Raw genomic sequence first — 21,733 nt, 5'->3', positions numbered from 1 at the left:
AGGAGAATCACGATGAGCCTCAACTCGAACACGGCCACCGTCGCCTCGGGCGCGCTCGCCCACGCCGGTGAACCCGACCGGACCACCGACGACAACCCGGCGCCCAAGCTCAAGCGCGGCCTCTTCAGGAAGTCCGGCGCGACGCAGGAGAGCCCCGTCGTCAACTTCATCCTGACGATCATCCTGTCGCTCGGCGCGGTCGTCATGGCGGCCCCCCTCGTCTGGATGGTCTCCACGTCGCTCAAGACGAAGGACGCGGTGTACTCGCTGCCCCCGCAGTGGATCCCGGACCCCTTCGTGTGGGACACGTACGTGCGCGTCTTCGACGACACCTACGTCCTGTCCGGCATCAAGAACTCGCTGATCGTCGCCGTCACGGTGACCGTGGTCGGCACCGTGTTCTCCTCGCTCGCGGCCTTCGCCCTCGCGAAGATGCGGCTGCCCGGAAAGAACGTGATCTTCATCATGCTGCTGTCCGGCATGATGGTCCCGTTCCCGACGCTGATGATCCCGCAGTTCGTGCTCTTCTCGAAGCTCGGCTGGGTCGACACGCTGCTGCCGCTGATCGTGCCCGTGATCCTGGGCAACGTCATCATGATCTTCTTCCTCCGCCAGTACCTGCACAACGTGCCGGACTCGCTCGTCGAGGCCGCCAAGATCGATGGCGCGTCCTACTGGAAGATCTTCTGGACGATGATCTTCCCGCTGATCCGCCCGGCCGTCGCCGCGCAGTTCATCCTGTGGTTCATGTTCGTCTGGAACGACTACCTCGCGCCGATCATCTACCTGAACTCGCCCGAGAAGCAGACGCTCCAGGTCGTGATCGCCAACATGAACGTGCAGTACGCCACGCAGCGCGACTACCCGCTCATCATGGGCGCGTCGGTCATCTCGGTGATCCCGATCCTCATCGTGTTCCTGGTGTTCCAGCGCCAGATCATCGAGTCCATCGCTCTGACCGGATCGAAGACCTGACATGACGAACGACCAGCTTGCGGGCCCGGCGATCGCCGGGCCCGCGGGCCTTTCACGGCCCGAACCGTCCACGTGGGGCGCGCGCAACGCCCACGACCCGACAGCTGTGCGCGATGCCGACGGTGTGTACTGGCTCTTCTCCACCGACGCCGACGCCGACGGCCCGCTCCGGGACTCCGGAGCGCAGATCCGTCGCTCGACCGACCTGGTGACCTGGGAGTTCGTCGGCTGTGCGCTCGACGGAGTGCCCGAGCCGGCCAAGGACTGGGCGGGCGCCGAGGGCCTCTGGGCCCCCGACGTCGTCCCGGTCGAGACCCCGTCCGGGACCGAGTGGCGCATGTACTACTCGGCCTCGTCCTTCGGCTCGCGGACCAGCGCGATCGGCCTCGCGGTCGCGTCGCACCCCGCCGGCCCCTGGACCGATCGAGGCATCGTCGTGGCGACGCAGCACGATCGCGACGGGCACAACGCGATCGATGCGCAGCTGATCATCGACGGCGACCGCCACCACATGGTCTACGGATCCTTCTTCGGCGGACTGCACATCCTCGAGATCGACCCGGTGACGGGCTTCGCGCTCTCGGCGCCCGCGCCGGGCGAGCCCGCCGCCGACTTCGGCACCCTGATCGCTCGTCGTCCCAAGTCCGTCGACACGGCGATCGAGGGGCCGTACATCATCCCCCGTCCGGGTGGCGGCTGGGCCCTGATCGTCTCCTACGACTCGCTCGTGAACACGTATCACGTGCGAGTCGGGGTCTCGGATGACCTGTACGGCCCGTACGTGGACCCGGCCGGTCGCGAGCTGACCGACCTCGACGCCGACCCGCTCGAAGTGGGCCTCAACGTGCTCGCGAGCCATCGGCTCGAGGGCGCGGAGTGCGGCATCCTGGCCCCGGGGCACGCCTCGGTGCTGACCGAGGAGGGCCACCAGCTCCTTGTCCACCACACTCGCTTCGCCGAGACGCCCACGCAGCATGAGGTGCAGGCGCGCAGGCTCGTCTGGACGCACGAGGGCTGGCCCCTCGTCTCGATCCAGCCCTGGGCAGGTGCGCACGAGGACGACGACGAGGCCACCTGGCCCGCCGACGTCGCCGCAGTGCGGGGCAAGTGGGAGATCGTGGACTGGTCGCTTCCGTCGGACACCGTCCAGGACTCGCGCCGCGTCACAGTGACGGACGACATGCTCGAGGGCCTCGTCGCCCACGGCAGGGGCCGTTTCACGCGTGCGGGGGACTCCCCGGTCGACGCCGTCGTGTTCCCCGCGTGGGACTCGGTGCGTCAGCAGGCCACGCTCTGCTTCGTCGCTCGTGGGCCGAAGGGCACGGCGCTCGCGGGCACCAAGGTGGGATGATGGCTCTCGTGGATCAGCAAGGAAACCGAGAGCAGCGGCGCGCGCGCCAGCGCCTCACTCCGCTCGAAGGATCGCCGGCGGATGCGGCCGAGATCCCCGGCTGGTCCGGCCGGATCATGGTGTGGCTGCGCGTCGCCGCGCAGCTCGTCGTGATCCAGCTGCTCATGATCCTCGGCACGGCGCTGGGTCTGGGCCTTCTCGGCCTGGGCCCGGCCGCCGTCGCCGGCTCCACCCTGCTCCGTCGCATCGTCGACGGGGACCCGTCCGACCAGCTCTGGAAGGACTTCTGGGGCATCTACCGCGCCCAGTTCAGGCGCGCCGCCGCGGTCACGGTGCCGTTCATCCTCGTGATCGCGATGTCCTGGTACGAAGTGCTGATCCTGCTCGTGAACTCGGCGGGATCCATCGGTGCGATCCTCATCGGTGCGGTGCTCGCCGTCGGCGGCTACGCGGTGGCGTGCCTCGCGTACGCGCCTCACGTGCTTCGCCGCTACACCGACCCCATCGGGCCGTCCCTGCGTTTCGTGGCGGTCTCGGCGCTGCTGTCGCCGCTCACCGCCGTCGGCTGCATCCTGACGGCCGTGGCGCTCACCGTGGTCGGCATCAAGTTCCTCCCGGTGCTCATCCTCGCGGGGCTGTCGATCCCCCTGCTCCTCACCGGTCTCCTCGTGGACCGCTGGCTCGACAGGATCGACGCGCGCGCGGCCTCCGCGTAGAGCCGGTGCTGGCGAGAGGCTGGCCCGCGCCCACCTTCGGCCCTCCCAGCCCCCGATCGTAGGACTGACCCCATCTGCCTGCGCATTTATCCCGCACAAGGCCTTCCCTTGCCAAGGTCTTTCCATTAGTGTCAAATAGTGGAACGCAGTGGTCCGAAGGAGAGCAGATGTACGTGCGATGGAGTTGGATCGCGGCCGCGTGCGGAGCGCTCGCCCTCGGCGTCGCGCTGTTCCTGGCGCAGTCCACGACCTCATGCGCGTCGGGCAGCGCGACGATGTGCGGGCCCACCCTGGTCGACCGCGCGGGCACCGCGCTCATCGTGCTCGCGAGCTCAGCGGCGGTGCTGTACTCGCTCGCGCGGGCGTTCCGGGATCCGCGTTCACGCTGACAGGAGGGCGGCGGGGGTCTCCTGCCGGCCCCGTTCTACGCGCGCGTCGACTCGCGCGCCTTGACCGAGTAGTCGGTGATCACCCGGCGGAACGGCTGATCGTCTCCGGCGATCCTTGCGAGCAGCAGGTCCACCGCGGTCTCCGCGATCTGCTCCCGACCGGGGGCGACGGAGGACAGCGACGGGGCCGAGTACTCTGACTCCTCGATGTCGTCGAAGCCGATCACCGCGATCTCCTCGGGGACCTTGACGCCGCGCGCGTGAAGCGTGCGGAGCGCACCGAGCGCCATCGCGTCGTTGAGGCCGAAGATCGCGTCCACCTCGATGCCCGAGTCGAGCAGGGAGGCGGTGACGTCCGCACCGGTGCTGCGGTGCCACAGCCCGCCCTCGACGATCAGGTCAGTGTCGAGCGCGATGCCGTTGGCGGCGAGCGCGGCCTGGTAGCCGAGGACGCGCAGCGCGGCGGAGCCCATGGACTCGCCGTGGTGCGCGCCGATCACTGCGATGCGTCGTCGTCCTTGGTCGATCAGGTGCTGGGTGGCCGCGCGGGCTGCGTCGACGTTGTTCATCGTCACGTGGTCCCAGTCGCCGCCGAAGATGCGCTCGCCGAGCACGACGAGCGGGTAGTCGACCTTGAGTGCCTGGGCGTCCTCCGGGCCGAGCTCGAGCGGCGAGAAGATCAGGCCGTCGGTGAGCTGGCGGCGGTCCGAGGTGAGGACGTCGAGCTCGCGGTCGCGCCCCCCGCTCGTCTGCTCGATGAGCACGACGACTCCGCGCGCCTCCGCGGCGCGGATCACCGAGTCGGCAAGCTCGGCGAAGTAGGGCAGCGAGAGCTCGGGCAGCGCGAGGCCGATGATCCCGGTGCGGCCCTGGCGCAGGTGGCGGGCAGAGAAGTTCATGCGGTAGCCGAGCTTCTCGATCGCCGCCTCCACCTTGGCGCGCGTGGTCGGCCGGATGTGCGGGTAGTCGTTGACGACGTTCGACACCGTCTTGATGGACACGCCGGCCTCGAGGGCCACGTCGTTCATCGTGACGGTGCCGCCGCTGCCCGTGCCTGCCATCAGCGGCCCTCGTCGACGGGGATCCACACTCGCATCGCGCCCTTGCCGCGGTTCGCCCAGCGGGCATAGGGCACCGCGCGCAGGTCGAACCGTGTCGGATCGGGGTCCGCCGCAGGAGCCGCGGAGAGCCTCATCGAGGTGCCGAGCGGTGCCTCGGACGCAGGGCGGACCACGCCCGTCGCCACCACGGTCGCGCCCGCCCGGATGCTGTCGAGGGCGGGACCCACGCGCGGCGCCTCGGACGCGTCGATGCGGACGTCCTCGAGGACGACGCCCTCGGGCACGTCTGCCGTCTCGATGCAGTGCACGACGGGGCCGCGCTGGATCGCGACCGAGCCGCGCACGGCATCGACGCGGGGGTGCGGCACCATCAGCTCGGCCGGCATGGGAAGGTCAAGGACCACGGTGGATCCGTCGTGCACGGAGGCGCGGACGTAGCCGTCCTCGTCCGCGGATGCGGGCGCCGAGGTGCCGTCAACGCTGAGCGTCGCGTCGTGAGACCAGGCCGGGACGCGCAGCGCCAGCGTCTCGAGCGGGCCCGCGGCCTCGACGGTCACGCGCCCGTCCCACGGGTAGTCCGTGGTGACGGTGAGCGTGGTGGCGCCGAGGCGGATCTGTCCCTGCGCGTACAGGTGGATGCGGGCCTGGGTCTCCGTGCCGGACGCGACGTACGCGCCGAGCGAGGAGACGAGCCGCGCGAGGTTCGGAGGGCAGCACGCACAGGCGAACCAGTCGAGGCGCTCGGACGGCTGGTACTCGCTCGAGCCGTCGTGGTCGCTGCGCAGCTGGAGCGGGTTCGAGTACAGGAAGCGGGTGCCGTCGAGCGAGGTGGACGACGCGATGCCGTTGTACAGCGCGCGCTCCATCGCGTCGGCATGCTTGGAGCGGCCCGTGGCGAGCAGCATGCGCCAGTTCCAGTGGAGGGCGCTGATCGAGGCGCAGGTCTCGGCGTACGAGCGGTCCGGCGGGAGCTCGAACGGGTCGCCGAAGGACTCGTCCTTGTGGCGCGAGCCCATTCCGCCGGTGATGTACTCCTTGGTGCCGTGCGCTGAGTCCCACATGCGGTCGAGCACCTCGGCGAGCTGCGCATCGTCCGTCTCCGCGGCGACGTCGGCGATGCCGGCCGCCAGGTACAGCTGGCGCACGGCGTGGCCGAGGACCTCGTCCACCTCGCGGATGGGCAGGTGGTCCTGGTGATAAGCGGACTCGAAGGGTCCCGTGCCGAGCGCGCCGTGCCCACGGCGCTCGAGCATCGCGATCGTGGCGTCCAGGTACTTCTTCTCGCCGGTGTGGCGGTAGAGCTCGACCAGTGCGGTCTCGATCTCCGGGTGACCGCCGTAGCCGTCCGGGCGCTCGCAGTCGGGGCCGAAGAGCTCGACCGCGAGGTCGGCGAAGCGGCGGGCGACCTCGAGAAGGTCGTCGTTGCCGGTCGCGCGCGAGCGGGCGACGGCCGCCTGCACGAGGTGGCCGAGCACGTACAGCTCGTGGCCCCAGCGCATGTCCTCCCACGGGCCCTGGAACTTGCCGGACTGCACGTGCGAGTAGAGGTAGCCGTTGGGCTCCTGGACCTTGTTCAGCAGCGCGATGGCGTCGCGGGTGAACTCCTCCCAGGGCTGGTCGCCAGGTACGCGGGCGGCCTCCCACGCGATCGCCTCGAGCGTCTTGTGGAGGTCGGAGTCCGCGAAGTTGAAACCCCGGTAGTCGGCGTCGGACTCGCCGACGACGCGACGGAGGTTGTCCATGACGCCGGAGGTCTCGAGGCGCTCCACGACGTGCGGGATCGTCGCCTCGCGATTGAGACGCTGCCACGCGCCGAGCTCGCGCGAGCCGTCAAGCTCGACGGCGCTCAGGGCGAGCGGGGTGAGATCGGGCGCCTTCGCCTCGCGGGCGGCGGGTGCGACCAAGGGTGCTGATGCGGTGTCCATGACGTCCTTGTCCTGACTAGAACCGTGTTTCTATCGATGTAAATATACTTCACGAACGGCGATCCGCCTATTCGTTTGAGCCCTTCGGGTCGGGGATGAGGGCCGCCAACACCCCCAGGCCTGCGCCGACCACTGTATCGATCAGCCGCTCGGGCGCGATCGTCGAGCCGGCGGCGCCGCTTGCGGAGGACACGAGGGTCAGCACGAGGGGCGTGATGAGGGTCAGCGCGAGCGCGTAGTGCCGGACCACGATCAGCTCGATCGCCATCTGGAGGAGGCCCAGGAGGAGGGCCGTGCCGACGTGGCCGAAGGGGATCAGCGACAGCATCGCGAAGACCCCGACGCCGACGAACGTGCCGACCACGCGGTGCAGGCCCCGCGACAGGACCGCGTGCCGCGGCGCGCGGATGCCGACCACCGCGATACCCGCGCAGACCGTCCAATACGCGTGCTCGGGGTTGAGGAGCACGAAGCCGATCGTGGTGCCGACCACCGCGACGGCGGCCACGCGGATCGCCACCCCCGCGCCCTCCGCCGTCCAGCGCGGACCGGGAACCAGCTCGCGGAACGGCGTCGGTGGGATCCGGTGCCTGCGCTTCACCAGCGGAGCGGACGCGGCCGCCCACGCGATCGCGACGCCGACGGCCATCGAGGTCAGGTACACGGCCGGCTCGACCGCGCGGACGCCGTCGACCTCGGCCGTGATGTGGGAGGACGCCCCGAAGACGAGCACGAAGAACAGCGGTCCCGGGGGCCCGAGCGCGAACAGCTGCGTGCCGACGCCCGCGAGCACGGCGACGGTGACGAGGCCTATCGCGGTGAGGGCCGTGTTCGTGCCCGCCGCGGTGCCGAGAGCCGCGGACGCGAGCAGCGTCGCGCCGATCACCGGCACGAACCTCGCGCGGTCGATGTGCTTCGCGGAGGCGAGGTAGAGGGCGGCGAACGCGCCCGTCGCGGCGAGGTAGCCGAGGTCAGGCCTGCCGAAAGCGATCGCGACGAGGATCGGAGCCGCGATCGAGAAGCCCGCCTGGAGGGCGAGGGGGAGGCGACGATGCGGCGAGGGCTTCACGTCGCCCAGGCTGCGGATGGCGCGGTCACCCGCGGCCACCGCGCGGCGCATCGCGCCCTGCTCATCGCCGTCAGTGGCCGCCATCCGTGTCCGTTCCCTCGCTCGTGCCTAGAGGACCATGGTGCCCGACTCGCGCGCTCCCGAGTGCCACCTCGAGCCACAGAGGTCGCGCGGCGGATGCGCAGCGGTCGACCCGGGGGCGTCGGCGCTCAGGCCGAGTCGGCGCGCAGCGCGCCGACGTTGCGCTGGAACAGGATGATCCACGCGAACACGAGCACGCCGGCGACGAGCTCCACGGCGGTCAGCGTGAGCCTCCCGAACGCGAACAGGACGCCAAGGAAGAAGATGAACGCGGAGAAGCCCCAGCCGACGGGGAGGAACGCGCGTGACAAGCCGGGCACCCACGCGCGCAGCCGGATGGTGAGGACGGCGAAGGTGACCGCCATGCCGCTCGCCACCCCGGTGTGGATCCAGAAGTGCGTGTCCACCTTGAACACCCCGACCAGGCCCAGGAACACGCCGATGATGATGAGCGCGGTCCGCACCTTGAGCATGCCTTGGGGCTCGGCGGTCGGGATGTCCCGCGTCGCGACCCGCGCGAGCACCGCGACCAGGAATCCCGCGACGATCAGGGTGAGGTTGAACGCGAGCGCCGACACGTCGTGGGTGATCCCGAGCGAGCTGAGGTTCTCCTCCCACCAGGCGGGATCGCTCGCGGTGAGCGCGCTTGCGAGCACGCCCTCGACCAGGAAGACCGCGAGCACGATCGCGAGCAGCTGCGCGTCCATGTTCACCGCGGAGAGGAAAGACACGTAGGCGGACACCGCGGCGGTCGCGCCCGCGAGCCCGTAGGCGGCCAGCGCGAACACGGTCGCGTCGATGAAGGCCTGGGACATGATCTCGGCGGCGAGAGTCCAGCTGAGAAGGGCGATCACGCCGTGCGCGACCGCGAGGGCGGCGACGTCAGCGACGTCGAGCGCACTGTCGATCCGCGGGGCTGACCTCAGATGCAGCACGTACCGGCCGCCGGCGAACGCGAGTGCCGCCGTGACCGCGGAGGCGAGCGCCGCGTACTGACCGACCGAGTCGGGGCCGGCGATGGGTGAGGGGCCGAAGCCGAGGGCGAGGAGGGCGACCGCGGCGACCGCGGTGAAGGCGAAGGCACCCAGCCCGGTCGCGGTGAGCTCGAGCGTCGTGTTCGTCCGTGCGCTGAGGCCGATTCCGCCCTGCGACGCCGGGCCCGTGGCCGCATCGTCCCTGCCAGGGATGGGCTCCGTCATCTGCGTGCTCCCGTCCGAGAAGTCCCTCGTCTCGGAGCGTACCCGGCTCGGGTGACGGGCGCCGGGTGCGGCGGCGCGGAGGCCGGGAGGCGACGGGACGATGCGGGGGGCGGCTGCTCGCGATCCGCGCCGCCGGAGACGACGAAGCCCGCCTCGCGATCTCGCGAGGCGGGCTTCCTCAGTGGCGGTGACGGTGGGATTTGAACCCACGGTACGGGGTTACCGTACACAGCATTTCGAGTGCTGCACCTTCGGCCGCTCGGACACGTCACCGCGAAAGAGGATACCGGTCGTTCACCTGAAAGACCTAATCGGGCCCCGCGCGGGCTACGAGGGTGCGTGGGTCGTGCCGCGGACGACGAGCGTCGGCGGCACGAGGATCTCCTCGCCTTGGCCGGTCCGGGAGCCGTCGATCCGTCCCAGGAGCAGCCGGATGGCGGTGTCGACGATGTCCCGCATGCCGGGATCGATGGTCGTGAGGGGAGGGGAGAGGTGGCTCGCCATGGCGATGTCGTCGAAGCCGGCGACGGCGACATCGCCGGGGATGGCCGCCCCCTCGTCCTGGAGTGCATGGAGCACCCCGATCGCGAGCAGGTCGTTCATGGCGAACACCGCGTCGAACGCGGCGCCTCGGCTGCGCAGCTCCCGCACCGCCTCGTAGCCCGATGCCTGGGTCCACTCGAGCGTCCCGACGGCGAGCGCCTCGTCGGGCTCGACGCCGGCCGTCGCGTGCGCCGCCAGGTAGCCCCTGTGCCTGGCCTCCCCGGTGCGGCCGTGGCGCGCGAATCCCAGGGCCGAGCCGATCGCGGCGATGCGCCGCCGACCCATCCCCAGCAGGTGCGCCGTCGCGAGCTCGGCGCCTCGCGCATCGTCCATGGCGACGTGATCGAAGCCGGCATCGATCCTGCGCGCCGTGAGCGCGACCATCGGGACGGGGCTGTCCTCCGCCGCGAGCGTCGTGCCGTCGAGGAAGGTCGGGCTCACGAGCACGCCGTCGGTCGAGACGGCCAGGTCGCCGACGACGTCGGCGATCCGCTCGTCGCCGCCGGGGCCCAGCGTCTCGATCAGCACCTTGTAGCCCGCCTCGGCCGCCGCGGCGAAGACGGTGTCGGCCAGCTCGGCGAAGTAGGGTTGCGAGAACTCCGGGAGGACCAGCCCGAGCGTGCGCGTGGATCCGTTGCGGAGGCTGCGCGCGCTGCGGTTCGGGCGGTATCCGAGCACCGCGATGGCCGCCTCGACCTTCTCCCTCGTCTCGCTGCTGACGTAGTGGAAGTCGTTGACGACGTTCGACACGGTCCGCACCGAGACGCCTGCCTCGCGCGCGACATCCCGCAGCGTCACGTGGCGGCGCGAGGTCATGGAGGTCCTTCCCGAGGGTGGCTCTTGGGTCCTGATCGTAGCGACCGCGGCGCCAGGGAGACACGGGCGTGGCCGCTCGTGTTGCAACGAACGCAAGTCAGGCTTGCGGATTCTTGCAACGAATGCAAGTATCGGCCTTGTCGGTCGTCGACTCGGGTCAGAGTGGATCTGGGTGGACGCCCGCACTGAGGTGCGGGCGTCATCCTGGTCGAGGACGAATACCCCATGCTCGGCGCGAGGCGCTCGTCGGGCGGGGCGGCCGACGCTCCTCGTCGTGTTGCTGCGAGGAACGTTGCGCACCAAGGTTGCAACGTTGCAAGGCCGGCCGACCACGGCGGAGGTACCGCCGAGGCGCCCGGAGCGGTTGGAGGCAGTCGCGTCGTGAGAGGAATCAGGAACGCATCATGAAGTTCACCGAAGGCTATTGGCGGGTCCGTGAGGGCTTCACCGCGCTGCACCCGCGGGTGATCCACGATGTCCGCGTCTCGGACGACGCCCGATCGATGACGGTCTTCGCGCCGACCAACCCGATCGAGCACCGCGGCATGACGCTCTCGAACCCCGAGCTCACGCTCTCCCTCAGTGCCCCGGCCGACGACGTGATCGCCGTGACGGTCGAGCACTTCACTGGCCGCCGCCACGCGACGCCCGACTTCGAGCTGAACGAGCCCGGCGCCTCGCGGGTCACCGCGGATGCGGACGATGCGGCCGTCATTTTCGCCTCCGGGGACCTCTCGCTCGTCCTCGACAGGGCGACGGCGCAGTTCGAGTTCCGCCGTCCTGACGGGAGCGTGCTCACGGGCTCGGGCTTCAAGGGCGTCGGCTCGCTCGTCGGCCCCGAGGGCCAGGAGTTCGTGCACCAGCAGCTGTCGCTCGGCGTCGGCGAGACCGTGATCGGCCTCGGCGAGCGCTTCGGACCCGTGGCCAAGAACGGCCAGGTCGTCGACATGTGGAACGACGACTCGGGCACCTCCTCTGACCGCTCGTACAAGAACATCCCCTTCTACATGACCGACAGGGGCTACGGGGTGTTCGTCGACCACCCCGAGGAGGCCTCCTTCGAGGTCGGGTCGGAGAAGGTGGGCCGCGTCCAGTTCAGCGTCCCCGGCCAGCGCCTCACGTACTACGTGATCCTCGGACCCAGCCCCAAGGAGGTGCTGACGAAGTACACCGCGCTCACGGGACGGCCTCCGCGACTTCCGCACTGGTCGTACGGCCTGTGGCTCACCACCTCGTTCCTCACGGACTACGACGCCGAGACTGTGTCGGCGTTCATCGACGGCATGGCCGAGCGCGACATCCCGCTGTCCGCGTTCCACTACGACTGCTTCTGGATGCGCGAGTTCCAGTGGTGCGACTTCGAGTGGGACGCGCGCTACTTCCCCGACCCTGTGGCGCGCATCGCTGACCACCACGACAAGGGCGTGCGGGTGTGCCTGTGGATCAACCCCTACATCGGCGCGCGCTCCCCGCTGTTCGAGGAGGGCAAGGAGAAGGGCTACCTGCTCCGGCTCGAGGACGGCGGCGTCTATCAGACCGACTTCTGGCAGTCGGGCATGGGGCTCGTGGACTTCACCAACCCCGAAGCGCGCGAGTGGTACGCGGGCTACCTCGACAGGCTGCTCGACCAGGGCGTCGACGCCTTCAAGACCGACTTCGGCGAGTCCGTCCCGACCGACGTGGTCTACCACGACGGCAGCGACCCGCAGCGGATGCACAACTACTACACGCATCTGTACAACCGCACGGTCCACGAGCTGCTCGAGCGGCGCAAGGGCAAGGGCAACGCGGTGCTGTTCGCCCGGTCGGCCACCGCAGGCGGGCAGACGATGCCCGTCCACTGGGGCGGCGACTGCGAAGCGACCCACGTGGCGATGGCGGAGACCGTGCGCGGCGGCGTCTCCCTCGCCTCGTCCGGCTTCGGCTACTGGGCCCACGACATCGGCGGCTTCGAGGGCAAGCCCTCGAACGACCTGTACAAGCGGTGGGTCGCGTTCGGCCTGCTGTCGAGCCACTCGCGGCTCCACGGCTCGCACTCGGTGCGTGTGCCGTGGGAGTTCGATGAGGAGGCGGTCGACGTGCTCCGCGAGTTCACGACGCTCAAGCTGAGCCTCCTGCCGACGCTCGCGATGATCGCCGAGGACACCGTGACGCAGGGTGTGCCGATGATGCGCCACCTGCTGCTCGAGTTCCCGGACGACCCGGGCGTCGCGCGCCTGGACCACCAGTACATGCTCGGCCCCGACCTCATGGTCGCGCCCGTGCTCACCCCCGACGGCACGGTCGACTACTACCTGCCCGCAGGCGGCTGGACCAATCTGCTGACCGGCGCGCGCGCGGAGCGCGGCTGGCAGCGCGAGGTCCACGACGTCCACACGCTTCCGCTGATGGTGCGCGACGGTGCCGTCCTCGCCTTCCAGGACGGCAGGCGGGACACCGAAGGGAGCCTGCTCGAGGGCCTGAGGCTGCGTGTCTTCCCGGGTGAGAGCGGCACCCGTACGCTCACGCTGAGGTCGGGCTTCGAGGCCGACGCCCAGGAGGTCGAGGCGACCGTGACCGTGACGGACGATGCGGTGGAGGTCACCGCGCTCGGCCTGCCCGAGGGGTGGAGCCTCGAGGTGGAACGCGCCCTCGTGCCGTCCGTCTCCGGTGTCGCCAGGATCCAGCGTGGCTGACGCCCGCCCTGCGCCATGCGCGAACGGAGCAAGGATGACGACCTTCGCCTGGGGTGACCTCGGGGCCGAGCTGCGCGTCGTCGCGGCGGACGACGCGCCCGTCGTGATCGGCGTCTCCGATGTCATCGCGGGTCCCGCCGAGGGCAGGGCGCAGGCTCTCGTGGAGCTCGTCACGACAGACGCGGGCCTCATCTGCGCGAGCTCGAGCCACCGCCGCGGAGTGGTCGGCGAGGCGCTCCGTTACGTCTCGCATGAGGCCACCGAGCAGCGGCTGGTCGTGGTGCAGCGCGACGATGCCTCAGGGCTGGAGACCTGGACGGAGATCGCGGCGACGACCGGTGCGGGCACCTACCGGTGCCGCACGACCGTGACGAACGTCGGTGACGCGACGCGGGTCCTCGAGGCGGTCTCCTCGATCTCGCTGGGCGGGCTCACCGGCTACCTGGGGCGGACCAGCTCCACCCAGGTGTGGACCGCTCGCAACGAGCAGATGGCCGAGAACCGGTGGAGTCCCGAGCCGATCGCGGATCTGCTTCCTGACATCAACCCCGCGATCCACCGTCAGCCGGCGAGGGGCGTCGTCGAGCGCACGGGTGAGACCACGTGGCCGACCGGACGGTTCCAGCCGGGCGGCGTCCTCGTGGGTCCCGACGCGGCGCTCGCGTGGGAGATCGAGCACAACGGGCCTTGGCGCTGGGAGGTCGGCTCGCTCTTCGCTCGCGAGGACTGGCTCGGGCTGATCCTCATGGGCCCGACGGCGCTCCAGCACGGCTGGTCGCATCCGCTCGCGCCGGGGGAGTCGTTCACGACCGTGCCCGCGACCGTCGCGCTCGGCGCCGACCTCGTGGACGCGAATGCCCGCCTGACCGCGCACCGGCGCGCGACCCACGGGCCGCAGCCCGCGGACGCCTCGACCGCGCTGATCTACAACGACTACATGAACACCCTCATGGGTGATCCGACCACCGAGAAGCTCGAGCCGCTGATCGACGCGGTGGCCGAGGTCGGCGCGGACGTGTTCTGCATCGACGCGGGCTGGTACGACGAGGGCGGCGACTGGTGGCCCTCCGTCGGACGGTGGGAGCCCTCCGTGCGACGCTTCGGCGAGGGCGGGCTCGCGCGGCTCCTGGAGCGGATCCGCGCGCGCGGCATGCGGCCGGGGCTGTGGCTCGAGCCCGAGGTGATCGGCGTGCGCTCCGACGTCGCCGCGGAGCTGCCGGACAGCGCCTTCATGACGCGCGGGGGAGCCCGGATCGCCTCGCACGATCGCTACTTCCTCGACCTCACGGACGATGCGGCACGCGCCCACGTCGACGCGACGTTCGACCGGGTGATCGGCGAGTACGGGGCCGAGTACATCAAGTGGGACTACAACGTCACCCCGGGCGCGGGGCCCGACCCTGACGGTGTCTCGCCGGGGGCCGGCCTGCTCGCGCACCATCGTGCGCTGCAGGAGCTCGTGGAAGGCATCCGGGAGCGCCACCCGCACGTGATCCTCGAGTCGTGCGCGTCGGGCGCGATGCGCCAGGACCGGGCGACGCTGTCGCTCTACGACCTGCAGTCGACATCGGATCAGCAGGACGCGCGCCTCTACCCGCCGATCGCGGCCGGCGCGGGAATGGCGATGCCGCTCGAGCAGGCGGGCAACTGGGCGTACCCGCACTGGGAGATGAACGCCGAGGAGGTCGCCTTCGCGCTCGTGACGGGGCTCGCCGGGCGGATGTATCTCTCGGGATACCTCGACAGGTTCTCCGAGCGCTCGCGCGCGCTCGTCGCGCAGGCGGCCGCGGTCTACCGCGGCGTGATCCGCCACCACCGCGAGTCCGTGCCCATGTGGCCGCTCGGGCTGCCGGGATGGTCGGACGAGGTGGTCGCGTCGGGCAGCCGTGCCCTGTCCGACGACGTGACGCTCGCGTGCGTGTGGAGCCGCGCCGACGCCGCTGCCGCGGAGCTGTCGTTCCCGCACCTCGCGGGAGCCGAGGTCGAGGTGGTGCAGGCGTTCCCGGCGCCAGCGTCGGACCTCGCGGCATGGGAGACGTCGTGGGACCCCGAGCGGGGCGCGCTCGAGATCACTGGCATGGGAGACCTCGAGGCGAGGCTGTACGCACTCAGGAAGGTGGAGAACCGATGACCGCAGAGAAGAAGGAAGGCGTGGCCGGGCCGGTGCGCCTCCGCGATCCGTTCGCGTATCGGCAGAGGCCCGTCGACCTCTCCGACATCGTGGTCGACTCGACTGACGAGCTCGGCCGCTGGCAGCACCTCAACGGCTCCGCGACGCTGCCGCACGTGGTCGCACAGATGGAGACCAGCGGGGTCCTCGACAATCTCCGCAAGGCGATCGCGGGGGAGGGCGAGTTCATCGGACCCCCGTTCGCCGACTCGGACCTCTACAAGACGCTCGAGGCGGTCGCCTGGGAGACGGCGCGCACGGGCGCCAACCCCTTCCCGGAGTTCCTCGAGACCTCGGTCGACCTGCTCGGTCGGGCCCAGCGCGAGGACGGCTACCTCAACAGCCACTTCCAGCTGCCCACGACGCCCGAGCGCTGGAGCGACCTCAGGATGGGCCACGAGCTGTACTGCGCCGGGCACCTCATCCAGGCCGCGGTCGCGTGGAACCGCGCGAACGGTGACGACCGCCTGCTCGCGATCTCTCGCCGAGTCGTCGACCACATCTGGGACGTGCTCGGACCCGACGGACGCGTCGGCTTCCCCGGCCATCCCGAGATCGAGACCGCGCTCATGGAGCTCTACCGGGAGACGGGGGACGAGCGCAGCGCCGAGCTGGCCGCCCTGTTCCTCGAGCGCCGGTCCCATCTCCCGATGAGCGGGCCCGCGGGATTCGCCTCGGCCTACTACCAGAACGACGTGCCCGTGCGGGAGTCGACGACCGCGATGGGCCACGCGGTGCGCCAGCTGTACCTCAGCACCGGCGTCGCTGACCTCGCGCTCGAGAAGAACGACCCCGGGCTCACGGATGCGGCCGTGCGGGTGTGGACCGATGCGATCGAGACCAAGACCTACCTCACGGGCGGTCAGGGCTCGCGCCACCGCGACGAGTCCTTCGGAGACGCGTACGAGCTGCCTCCCGAGCGCGCCTACGCGGAGACCTGCGCGGGCATCGCGAGCTTCATGCTGTCGTACCGGCTGCTCATGGCGACGGACGAGGCGCGCTACGCGTTCGAGATGGAGCGCGTGCTGCGCAACGGGGTGCTGTCGGGCGTCGCGCTCGACGGCGAGCACTTCTTCTACTCGAACCCGCTGCAGATGCGCACGGGCCACCGCCCGGAGGCGGAGGACTCTCCCGCGGAGCGGCTGTCCTGGTACGGGTGCGCGTGCTGCCCGCCCAACCTCGCCCGCCTCGGCTCCTCCCTCGCTTCCTACCTCGCGACGTGCGACGAGCGCGGGGTCACCTTGCAGATCCCCGCGGCCACCACGCTCAGCGCACGCGGCGACGGCTGGTCGGCGCGCGTGTGCACGGAGACGGACGCGCCCTACGGGGGCCGGATCGGCGCCGTGGTCGAGCAGACCACCGGCACGTGGCGGCTTCGCCTGCGCGTCCCGGCAGGAGCGTCGGCGGTGACGGCGACGGTGAACGGCGAGCCCGTCGCGGTCGAGGTCGACGGATACGCGGAGATCGAGCGGGAGTGGAAGGCCGGGGACAGCGTGATCGTCGAGGCCGCCGTCCCTGTCCGCGCGGTCCACCCTCACCCCTATGTCGACGCCGTGCGCGGCTCGATCGCGATGATGAAGGGCCCGTTGGTGTACTGCCTCGAGACCGCCTCGGCCGAGCGCAAGGTCGTGCTCGAGGACCTGCGGGTCACACCCGATGACGTGAGGGCCGCCGAGCCCGCACCGGTGCCGGAGCTCGAGACGACAGGTCTCGTGCTCACCGCGCACGAGGTCGCGGGGGCCGATCTGCCGCTCTACGGAGACGTGCCCGCGCCGACCGCGAGTGCGCCGGTCAGGGTCACGGCGATCCCTTACGCGCGGTGGGCGAATCGTGGACCGACGGCGATGCGCGTCTGGGTGCCCACGCTCTGAGGGGCGAGCTGTCAGAGGAGCCCCGCCTCACCGAGTGCAGATCGCTCGACCGCCGGGCGACGGTGATGCCTCCTGGAATCGCAGGAGGGCCGAGAAGCGTCCGAATTCAGGGCGTGGTGCGATTCCAGGGCGCGATCCTGTGCGCGTCACGGCCCCGCGGACGGGGCTCAGGCGCCGTCCGCGCGCGGCGGCGGGTTCACGCTCGGGCGTCCCGGCGGGCCCGGCGGGTGGATCAGCGCGGTGAGCACCGCGACTCCCGAGCCGACGAGCGTGTCGAGGATGCGCTCGCCGACAACAGCCGGCGTCCCGAAGTCGCCGATCGACGACGTCACGATGATGAGCGCGAGCGGCGTGACGGCCGCGACCGCGACCGCGTAGTGGCGCGTGATCGTCAGCTCCGTCACGAACTGCAGCGTCCCGAGGATGAGCGCGAGCAGCCACGGGTTCGGGGGCAGCGCCCCGATCCCCATGAAGATCAGCGCGCCGGCGACCGTGCCGACCGTGCGGTGGATGCCGCGATGCAGCGCGATGCCGCGCCCCGGGATGATCCCGACGACCACCACTCCGGCAGCCACCGTCCAGTACGCGCGCTCGGGATCGGTGTAGAGCAGGCTCACCGTGGTGCAGACCGTCGCGACGATCGCGGTGCGGACCGCGAGGTCTCGTGCGCCTCGGTCCCACTCGGGAGGAGCGAGCAGCACCCTGAGCGGGCGGGGCGTGACCTGCCAGTGCACGCGCCGCACGAGCGGCACGATGCTCGCGACCACGGCGAACGCGCACCCGGCGGCGACCCAGCCGACGAGCTCGAGCGCGGCCTCCCCCTCCGCGGTCGCGTGCGCCGACATGCCGTAGACGATGACGGGGAACAGCGGTCCGGGAGGCCCGAGCCGGTAGCCGTGCACCGCGGCGCCGACCGCGGTCGCGACGGCGATGAGCCCGAGGCCCGCGGCGACCGGGTACGGACCGAGCCCGGCCCCGAGCGCCGACGACAGCACGAGCACGAGGCCCGCGAGGGGCCGCAGGCGCAGCCGCTCAAGGCGCGGAAGCGCGGCGAAGTACGGCACCGCGAACGCGCCGACGCATGCGAGCAGGCCCTGCTCGAAGTGGTCGGTCGCGGCCCCGATGAGCAGCGGGACGGTCATCACGACGGTCGCCTGCAGCGCGATCGGCCACCGGGGCTGTCCCGGGGGAGCGATCGTGCCGAGGGTCGCGACCGCGCGGCGCATCCCATCGGCCCAGATGTCGCGCCTCTGCGCCTGGGCGTTCACCTGCGGGTCTCGAAGAAGTCGCGCAGCAGGTCGGCGCACTCGTCGGCCCTCACGCCCGAGACCACCTCGACCTTCGCGCCGACGCGCGCGTCGCGGACCACGTCCCACCGGGATCCGGTCGCACCCGCCTTGTCGTCCCAGGCACCCAGGACGATGCGCGGCACGCGCGACTGCAGGACCGCGCCCGCGCACATGAGGCACGGCTCGAGCGTGACGACCAGCGTGCAGCCGTCGAGCCGCCACGAGCCGCGCCGCGCCGCCGCGTCGCGCAGCGCGAGGATCTCCGCGTGCGCGCTCGGGTCGGCGTCGACCTCGCGTCGGTTGCGGCCCTTGCCGATGACGGTCCCCGACTCGTCGAGGACCACGGCGCCCACGGGGACGTCGCCGTCCGCAGCCGCCGCGCGGGCGAGCGCCAGCGCCGCGTCCATCGCCGCTCCATAAGACTCGTCCAGCACGCTGCTCATGGCGGCCACGGTAGCGCCCCGAAGTCGGTCCCCGCTGGGTAGGCTGTCCCCCATGGAGCTGCACGTCGCGAATCACCCGCTCATCGACCACAAGGTCACGATCCTGCGCGACAAGGACACGCCCTCACCGGTGTTCCGCCTGCTCGTCGACGAGCTGGTGACCCTGCTCGCGTACGAGGCCACGCGTCACGTGCGGGTCGAGGAGCGCGAGGTCGAGACGCCGCTCACCAAGACCATGGGGACGCACATCTCCGACCCCCAGCCCATCATCGTCCCGATCCTGCGCGCGGGGCTCGGGATGCTCGACGGCATGACCCGCCTCATGCCGAACGCCGAGGTCGGCTTCCTCGGCCTCAAGCGCGACGAGGAGACCCTCGAGGCGATCACCTACGCGAACCGCCTGCCCGACGACCTCACCGGGCGTCAGGTCTTCCTCATCGACCCGATGCTCGCGACGGGCGGATCGCTCATCATGGCGATCGAGTACGTGCTCGAGCGCGGCGCGACCGACGTGACGTGCGTATGCCTGCTCGCCGCTCCCGAGGGCATCGAGAACGTTCGCGAGGCCGTGGGCGAGCGTGCGAACGTGAACGTCGTCGTGGCGAAGGTCGACGAGAAGCTCAACGAGGTCGGCTACATCGTGCCGGGCCTGGGCGACGCCGGCGACCGTCTCTACGGCATCGTCGACCACTAGCCACGCGCGCGCGGCCCGCGGGGCCGAGCTCGCGAACGAGGACCGGCTGCGCGGCCGCACGGCCGCGATGTGAATCTGCACACTCCTGTGGTGTCATTTCGCGACAGGTGGAATACACTGAGAGCGACGACCGTTGGTGCGCCCGGAGGGGTTCCCCACGCGCTGAGGCCGCCGGTCGGCCCCGCGACCTCTGCACGAGCCGCCCCCACAGAACCATCAGCCACAGCGTCGTGGCTTTCCACCTCGTCTTTCCCAGGAGAGCCACGCCTTCATGAGCACCGACCTGAACATGCCACCCTGCCCGGCCGACTCCGCGCCCGTCGACGTCGTCGGCGCGCACCGCACCGAGACGCGTCGCCCCGCGGCGCGCCACCCCGAGAACCACAGCGTCGACGCGCACCACGACGCTCACCCCGGCGACGCGCTCTCGCGCCGCCGCCGCGGCGTGCTCATCGTGCTGCTGGGCGCGGCGGTCGCGCTCGGCCCCTTCACTGTCGACATGTACCTGCCGGCGTTCCCCGACGTCGCCGCGTCCCTCCAGACCACCGACGCGGCGATCCAGCTCACGCTGACCGCGACCATGATCGGCTTCGGGCTGGGCCAGCTGCTCATCGGGCCGCTCAGCGACGCCGTCGGCCGCCGTTGGCCGCTGCTCATCGCGACGTCGGTCCACGTGATCGCGTCGATCGCCGTGGTGTTCGCGCAGGACGTCACCGGCGTGATGATCGGCCGCATCTTCCAGGGCCTCGGGGCCTCCGGCGCCGCGGTCGTCGCGATGGCGATCGTCCGCGACCTGTTCTCCGGGCAGAAGCTCGTGCGCACCCTCGCGCGCATGGCGCTCGTCACGGGCCTCGCCCCGGTGCTCGCGCCGGTCGTGGGAGCGCAGGTGCTGCAGTTCGTCGAGTGGCGCGGCGTGTTCGTGGTCCTCGCGGCCTACGGCCTGCTCGTCACCGTCGTCTCCGCCATCCTCCTGTTCGAGACCCTGCCGGCCGAGGACCGCGGCACCTTCGACCGTCGCATCGTCCTGCGGCGCTACCGCGTGCTCGTCTCCGACCGCACGTTCCTCGGCGTCCTGGTCGTCGGAGGCATGACCTTCGCCGCCCTGTTCTCGTACCTGTCGTCGGCCTCGTTCGTGCTCCAGGACCTGTACGGGCTGTCGTCGCAGCAGTTCGCCCTCGTGTTCGGCACCAACTCCGTCGGCCTGGTGTTCCTCAACCAGGTGGGCGCGCGCCTCATGCGTCGTCACCCTCCGCGCATGGTCCTCACGATCGGCGTGACGCTGCAGTCCATGGGTGCCCTCGCGCTGCTGTTGACAGGCCTCATGGACCTCGGCCTGGTCGCGGTGCTCGTGAGCCTGTTCCTCTCGATCGCCCCGGTCGGCCTGATCGGCCCGCCGGTCCAGGTGCTCGCGCTCGCGGACCACGCGCACGAGGCCGGTACCGCCGCCTCGATGCTCGGCGCCTTCAACTTCGGCGTCGCCGGGCTCATCTCGCCGGTCGCCGGGTTCTTCGGGATCTCGGTCATCGCGATGGCGGCCGTGATGTGCGTGACGCTCGCCGTCGCTCACGTCAGCCTGTGGCTCGTCGTGCGCCCTGGTGTCAGCCGTGAGGTGCTGGCCTAGGCGACCGCGCCGGGGAGCCCACCTGCGTGTCGACCGTTGACCGCGTGAGCCCACCCGCGCTTCGGCCACTGAAGGCGTAGACCCTCTCGCCTTGTCTGGTGCCAGCCGCACGCGACTGGCGATGTGTCACCGGGTTACGTTGGGGCCATGCGGCGCATCGGCATCCTCCTGTACAAGCACTTCGACCTCATCGACGCGGGTGGACCCTACGAGGTGTTCCTCACGGCCTCCCGTCTCGCGATCCGCGACGGCGAGGCTCCGCTCTATGACGTGGTGCTGATCAGCGCGGGAGGTGACGACGTCGAGGCCTTCGGCGGCATGACGCTCACGGGACTGGTCGCAGCGGAGGACGCCGGTGATCTCGACGTCCTGCTCGTCCCCGGTCTCGTGGACCTCGCCGCCGCGCGCGCCGACTCGCGTATCGCTGAGGCGATCACCGCGCTCGCGGAGCGCAGCCTCCTCGTGACCTCCGTCTGCACGGGCGCGTTCCTGCTCGGCGACGCCGGACTGCTCCAGGGACGGCCGGCGACGACCCACTGGGAGGACGTGCCTGACCTCGGCGCCCACGAGAGTGTCCGCGAGGCTGTCCCCGGAGTCCGGTGGGTCGACGACGGAGACGTGGTCACCTCGGGAGGCTTGACCTCGGGGATCCACATGTCGCTGCACCTGGTCGCTCGCGACCATGGGGTGGAGATGGCTCAGCGCACCGCACGGCAGCTCGACCTTGACTGGAGCCCCACGCCTGAGCGCTAGGCGTTCCCGCGTGGGCCGCGCGGGTGGGGCATGCGCCCGCGCGCTGCCGGTCTCGGGAGTCTGTCAGCGGGCCGTCTGGGGCCAGGGCGAGC

The 21,733-nt window shown here is 70.9% G+C and carries 17 protein-coding genes and 1 tRNA gene; 10 read left to right on the top strand and 8 right to left on the bottom strand.

Features of this window, described 5'->3' with window-relative positions; translation table 11 throughout:
* Window positions 1-12: 12 nt before the first annotated feature.
* From B7K23_RS02625 to B7K23_RS02610, 4 genes are all read left to right on the top strand, one after another.
* Entirely contained in the window at window positions 13-975 is a 963-nt protein-coding gene (locus B7K23_RS02625; protein ID WP_084124858.1) for a carbohydrate ABC transporter permease, read from the top strand.
* 1 nt (window position 976) lies between these two features.
* On the top strand, window positions 977-2,326 hold the full coding sequence (locus B7K23_RS02620) for an arabinan endo-1,5-alpha-L-arabinosidase (RefSeq protein ID WP_084124855.1): 1,350 nt from the start codon (window positions 977-979) through the stop codon (window positions 2,324-2,326).
* Entirely contained in the window at window positions 2,326-3,042 is a 717-nt protein-coding gene (locus tag B7K23_RS02615) for a YesL family protein (protein ID WP_159451278.1), read from the top strand. Before B7K23_RS02620 ends, B7K23_RS02615 begins: the two co-directional genes overlap by 1 nt.
* 167 nt (window positions 3,043-3,209) lie before the next feature.
* Entirely contained in the window at window positions 3,210-3,431 is a 222-nt protein-coding gene (locus tag B7K23_RS02610; RefSeq protein WP_084124851.1) for a hypothetical protein, read from the top strand.
* A 35-nt stretch (window positions 3,432-3,466) separates the two neighbouring features.
* Here B7K23_RS02610 and B7K23_RS02605 read toward each other — a convergent pair whose 3' ends face one another.
* The 6 genes from B7K23_RS02605 to B7K23_RS02580 form a co-directional block, all read right to left on the bottom strand.
* A complete protein-coding gene (locus tag B7K23_RS02605) occupies window positions 3,467-4,492 on the bottom strand; it encodes a LacI family DNA-binding transcriptional regulator (protein WP_234996392.1) in 1,026 nt (341 codons plus the stop codon).
* Entirely contained in the window at window positions 4,492-6,417 is a 1,926-nt protein-coding gene (locus B7K23_RS02600; RefSeq protein WP_084124849.1) for a glycoside hydrolase family 127 protein, read from the bottom strand. Before B7K23_RS02600 ends, B7K23_RS02605 begins: the two co-directional genes overlap by 1 nt.
* A 67-nt stretch (window positions 6,418-6,484) precedes the next feature.
* Window positions 6,485-7,570, bottom strand: a complete 1,086-nt coding sequence (locus tag B7K23_RS02595) for an FUSC family protein (protein ID WP_084124847.1) — start codon at window positions 7,568-7,570, stop codon at window positions 6,485-6,487.
* Window positions 7,571-7,695: 125 nt separating this feature from the next.
* A complete protein-coding gene (locus B7K23_RS02590; protein ID WP_084124844.1) occupies window positions 7,696-8,766 on the bottom strand; it encodes a DUF998 domain-containing protein in 1,071 nt (356 codons plus the stop codon).
* A gap of 182 nt (window positions 8,767-8,948) precedes the next feature.
* Window positions 8,949-9,039, bottom strand: a tRNA-Ser gene (locus B7K23_RS02585).
* 54 nt (window positions 9,040-9,093) lie between these two features.
* Window positions 9,094-10,125 (bottom strand): LacI family DNA-binding transcriptional regulator, encoded by a 1,032-nt coding sequence (locus B7K23_RS02580; protein ID WP_084124842.1) that lies wholly within the window; start codon window positions 10,123-10,125, stop codon window positions 9,094-9,096.
* Between the two features lie 404 nt (window positions 10,126-10,529).
* On the opposite strand from B7K23_RS02580, the gene yicI reads away from it, so the two are divergent.
* Genes yicI through B7K23_RS02565 form a run of 3 tightly spaced genes read left to right on the top strand, consistent with a single transcriptional unit; the run spans window position 10,530 to window position 16,841 of the window.
* Window positions 10,530-12,800: an alpha-xylosidase gene (gene yicI, locus B7K23_RS02575; protein ID WP_084124840.1), complete on the top strand. Its 2,271-nt coding sequence runs from the start codon at window positions 10,530-10,532 to the stop codon at window positions 12,798-12,800.
* A gap of 34 nt (window positions 12,801-12,834) precedes the next feature.
* Window positions 12,835-14,931, top strand: a complete 2,097-nt coding sequence (locus B7K23_RS02570) for a glycoside hydrolase family 36 protein (protein WP_159451277.1) — start codon at window positions 12,835-12,837, stop codon at window positions 14,929-14,931.
* Window positions 14,928-16,841 carry a glycoside hydrolase family 127 protein gene (locus B7K23_RS02565; RefSeq protein WP_159451276.1) on the top strand — a complete coding sequence of 638 codons (1,914 nt, stop codon included), beginning with the start codon at window positions 14,928-14,930 and terminating at the stop codon, window positions 16,839-16,841. The genes B7K23_RS02570 and B7K23_RS02565 overlap by 4 nt, the downstream gene beginning before the upstream one ends.
* A 167-nt stretch (window positions 16,842-17,008) precedes the next feature.
* Here B7K23_RS02565 and B7K23_RS02560 read toward each other — a convergent pair whose 3' ends face one another.
* The gene (locus tag B7K23_RS02560; RefSeq protein WP_084124833.1) at window positions 17,009-18,109 is read right to left on the bottom strand and encodes an FUSC family protein; all 1,101 of its coding nucleotides are present in this window, start codon (window positions 18,107-18,109) and stop codon (window positions 17,009-17,011) included.
* Window positions 18,106-18,573, bottom strand: a complete 468-nt coding sequence (locus B7K23_RS02555) for a nucleoside deaminase (protein ID WP_234996390.1) — start codon at window positions 18,571-18,573, stop codon at window positions 18,106-18,108. Before B7K23_RS02555 ends, B7K23_RS02560 begins: the two co-directional genes overlap by 4 nt.
* 52 nt (window positions 18,574-18,625) lie before the next feature.
* On the opposite strand from B7K23_RS02555, the gene upp reads away from it, so the two are divergent.
* The 3 genes from upp (at window position 18,626) to B7K23_RS02540 (ending at window position 21,641) form a co-directional block, all read left to right on the top strand.
* Window positions 18,626-19,267, top strand: a complete 642-nt coding sequence (gene upp / locus B7K23_RS02550; RefSeq protein WP_084124829.1) for a uracil phosphoribosyltransferase — start codon at window positions 18,626-18,628, stop codon at window positions 19,265-19,267.
* Between the two features lie 271 nt (window positions 19,268-19,538).
* Window positions 19,539-20,888, top strand: a complete 1,350-nt coding sequence (locus tag B7K23_RS02545) for a multidrug effflux MFS transporter (RefSeq protein ID WP_234996389.1) — start codon at window positions 19,539-19,541, stop codon at window positions 20,886-20,888.
* A 147-nt stretch (window positions 20,889-21,035) separates the two neighbouring features.
* On the top strand, window positions 21,036-21,641 hold the full coding sequence (locus B7K23_RS02540; protein WP_084124827.1) for a DJ-1/PfpI family protein: 606 nt from the start codon (window positions 21,036-21,038) through the stop codon (window positions 21,639-21,641).
* Window positions 21,642-21,733: the final 92 nt, after the last annotated feature.

Origin of the sequence: Demequina sp. NBRC 110054, assembly GCF_002090115.1 — a bacterium.
Classification (GTDB): Bacteria; Actinomycetota; Actinomycetes; order Actinomycetales; family Demequinaceae; genus Demequina.
Note: the sequence above shows the minus strand (reverse complement) of the source record. Positions and strands in the feature narration are given on the sequence as shown.